Annotated in this window: 4 protein-coding genes; all 4 read right to left on the bottom strand. The window is 65.7% G+C overall.

Annotated elements, in window-relative coordinates; genetic code table 11:
• Window positions 1-1,009 (bottom strand): FAD-dependent oxidoreductase (locus BRAO375_RS05510; RefSeq protein ID WP_035639076.1); only part of this gene is annotated, 1,009 nt, incomplete at its 3' end.
• 9 nt (window positions 1,010-1,018) lie between these two features.
• Window positions 1,019-2,230 (bottom strand): ABC transporter substrate-binding protein, encoded by a 1,212-nt coding sequence (locus tag BRAO375_RS05505; RefSeq protein ID WP_009026462.1) that lies wholly within the window; start codon window positions 2,228-2,230, stop codon window positions 1,019-1,021.
• Between the two features lie 308 nt (window positions 2,231-2,538).
• On the bottom strand, window positions 2,539-2,757 hold the full coding sequence (locus BRAO375_RS05500) for a hypothetical protein (RefSeq protein WP_009026461.1): 219 nt from the start codon (window positions 2,755-2,757) through the stop codon (window positions 2,539-2,541).
• A gap of 265 nt (window positions 2,758-3,022) precedes the next feature.
• Window positions 3,023-3,307 (bottom strand): hypothetical protein, encoded by a 285-nt coding sequence (locus BRAO375_RS05495; protein ID WP_244423117.1) that lies wholly within the window; start codon window positions 3,305-3,307, stop codon window positions 3,023-3,025.
• Window positions 3,308-3,618: the final 311 nt, after the last annotated feature.

Below are 3,618 nucleotides of genomic sequence, written 5' to 3'. Positions count from 1 at the left end.
TGACAGAGACCGGCACCCAGGCCGCCGCATGCGGCAGGCCATCCTCGACCCGGCCGCCGACCGCTTCCGCCAGCCGCAAGCCATCGCCGGTGTTGCCGATGGGCCCGGGCGAAAAATGCTCCTGGCCGCTCGGCGCATGCGGGAACATCGCCTTGCGTCTCTCGACGTCATGCGGGAAGCCGCCGCAGGCCAGCACCACGCCGAGCCGCGCATTCACTCGGACACGTTTGCCCTGCCGCGTCACGACCGCGCCGCGCACGGCTTCGTCGTCGCGGATCAGCTCGGCCACCGGGGACGACAGCCACAAGGGAATGCCGAGATCGAACGCCGACTTCGCCAGCCGGCCGGCCAGCGCATTGCCGTTGGTGAGCGTCATGCCGCGGCCGTGGCGCAGCACGTCACGGGCATGTTTAGACAGCCGTTTGGCGACGTAGAACGCCGAGGTCAGCGACTTCGTCGCGCGCATGAAGTGGATGATCTCCTTGCCGGAGCCGAGCATCATGCCGAACACGGTGAGCTCGGGCAGGGGCTGGCCGAGATCCTTGATGTGGTCGCCGAGCTCTCGCCCGTCGAACGGCCGCGTCACCATCGACCGGCCGCCCTGGGTGCCGCCCGGCGCTTCCGCGTGATAGTCCGGGAAGGTCAGCGGCATGTCGAATTTCAGCGCGGTCTTGCTCACGAAGAAGTCGACCGCCTCAGGCCCCTTGGTGAGGAACGCGTCGACCCGGGCGGCATCGAAACTGTTGCCGGCCTCGTGGCGCAGATAGGTGCGCGCCAATTCCGGCGGCTCGTCGATGCCCCAGGCCTTGGCCAGCGACGTGCCGGGAATCCACAGCCAGCCGCCGGAGCGTGCCGTGGTGCCGCCGAACCGCGGCTCCTTCTCGGTGACGACGACCTTCAGCCCGGCATGGGCGGCGGTGACCGCCGCCGACAGCCCGGCGCAGCCGGAGCCGACCACCAGCACGTCGCAATCATAGGTGTCGCCGTTTCTGGGCTCAGCTCCGCTCATTGCGCGCTCCTACTTCTTCAACAGCGGGCACTTGGATTCGGAGACCGGCCGGAACGCATCCTCGCCCTTCACGGTCTTGACGATCTCAAGATAGTCCCACGGCTCCTTCGACTCCGACGGCTTCTTGACGCGGGCGAGGTACATGTCGCGGATGACGCGGCCGTCCTCGCGCAAGCGACCGCCGTGCACGAACGTATCCTCGATCGGCAGCTCGCGCATCTTGGCCATGACGGCCTTGGGATCATCGGTGCCGGCCGCCTTGATTGCCTTGAGATAATGCAGCACCGAGCCGTAGACGCCGGTCTGGATCATCGTCGGCATTACCTTGGTGCGGGCGAAGAACTTCTTCGACCAGGCGCGGGTGGCCTCGTCCATGTTCCAGTAGGACGCCGTGGTCATGTAGGTGCCCTGCGCGGCGTCGAGCCCGATCGCATGCACGTCGGTGTCGAACATCAACAGGCCCACCAGCTTCTGGCCGCCCTTGACCAGGCCGAACTCGCCGGACTGCTTGATCGCATTGTCGGTGTCCTGGCCGGCATTGGCGAAGGCGACGACGTCGGCCTTCGAGCTCTGCGCCTGCAGCGCGAACGAGGAGAAGTCCGCGGTGTTGGTCGGATGCTTGACGCCGCCGAGAATGGTGCCGCCGAGCTCCTTGATGAAGCGCGTCGCGTCCTTCTCGAGCTGCTGGCCGAACGCGTAGTCCGCCGTGATGAAGTACCACGACTTGCCGCCCTGCGCGATCACGGCCGAGGTCGTCACCTTGGACAGCGCATAGGTGTCGTAGGTGAAGTGCACCGTGTTGGGGCTGCACAGCTCGTCGGTCAGCGAGCTCGCGCCGGGGCCGGACAGCAGCGCGATCTTGTTGCGCTCGCGCACCATGTTGTGCACGGCAATCGCGATACCGGAATTGGGAATGTCGACGACCGCATCGACCTTGCCGTTGTCGAACCAGTCGCGCACGATCGTGGTGCCGACGTCGGTCTTCATCTGGTGATCGGCGCTGATGATCTCGATCGGCTTGCCGAGCACGGTCGGGCCGAACTCCTCCACCGCCATCTTCGCCGCCTCGACCGAGCCCGGACCGCTGTTGTCGCGTCCCCAGCTGGACAGGTCGGTGAGCACGCCGATCCGCACGGCATCGTCGGACACCTGGGCCGATGCATTGGTCGCAATGAATGATGTCGTTGCCAGAAACGCGCAGGCGAGCAGCTGCCGTCGCATGAGGATCCTCCCGGTTGCCCCGCTCTCTCGGCGGTGATGCCCGGAAGTTAGGCAATGGCAAATAGATTTGTCAATGACGAATGAGGCGGCGCGGTGCCTCACTGATGCTCGTCGCGAGCCCTCCTCATTGCCGCACGACGTGGCCACCTCTCGCCGTCATTCCGGGGCAATCGACAACGCGCGTCGCGCGTTGACGATTGAACCCGGAATCCCGAGATGATGGGCGCAAGACAATTTCGGGATTCCGGGTTCAAGTCCTGCGGCCTTGCCCCGGAATGACGGAGTGCAGCTGATGTGGGTGGTCCGTCCTACACGCGGGGCATGATCTGTAGTTCGAGCAGCGCCAGCCGTTGCATCACGGCGGGATCGCGTTCTCCCGTTTTGGCGGTCCGCAGCACCGACTCGGCAAGCAGCGTGACATGGGTCGAGCTGACCGGCTCCGGCAAAGAGGCGACCGCGGAATCGAGCGCCTGGGTCATCAGCGCGATCACGTCGGGCGAAAAGGCAGCGTCGGAAAAATCCTTCATGGCAAGCTGTCCGCAGCAAGGGCCTCGGCTGACAATCGATGACGCGTTACGCTGCGATGCTCGATAACTATGAGTGTTAACGCCCCGCGCGGCAGCGCAGTTCCCGCTTGGACGTGCTTCGGATATGCAGAAGGAGACCCTCTCCCATGCGAAAACTGCCCGTCGAGCCAATCTGCCGCACCCTCGTCGGCTTGTGCCGACGGCCAAATCAGGCCGATGTTTCCGCGCATCCCGCCTCACTGCGGAGGGGCGTTGCGCGCGATCGTCACGACACGCGAGGCGGGGAGCGGTGGCCTGTCGGTTTGCAGCGCGTCAGTTGCGCGCGGACGAACGAGTCCGGCAGGACGGTGAAATCGCAGCGTCCCGGCGCCCCGATGCTGGCGTCAAGTTCGCGGCCGATGCCTTCGCGCATCGCGCGGGCGATGGTGGCTACAAGCCCGGACACCAGGGAGACTGCGTATAAGCCGTCAACCCATCGCGCAGGGAAGGCCGGGTCGTCCGGCTGACCCGTGGTACCTGCCGCCTGCATTTTTCTGAGCAGGCGGGCCACGGACCTCAGTCGAGGTCCGGCCTTCCCTGCGCCCTTCGTTTGGAGGGTGGTCGATAGTGATAGCTCGGGCGCCGAACGTGCCGCGAGAGGGCAGCCGTATGTCTGCACGCACATGATGAAGCGATGATGCGCAACGGTCACCCAGAACTCGTCATGCCCGGGCTTGTCCCGGGCATCCACGTCGTGCGGCATATGCGGAGCCGCGTGGATGGCCGGGACAAGCCCGGCCATGACGAGCAAGGGGAGAGGGCGTCGGCTCATCGGCGACCGAATGCCCAGAGGCGCCCAACGGTATGGTCGCGTCCTCTAGA

Origin of the sequence: Bradyrhizobium sp. ORS 375, from assembly GCF_000239775.1 — a bacterium.
GTDB lineage: Bacteria > Pseudomonadota > Alphaproteobacteria > Rhizobiales > Xanthobacteraceae > Bradyrhizobium.
This window is presented reverse-complemented; position numbering and strand designations above follow the sequence as displayed.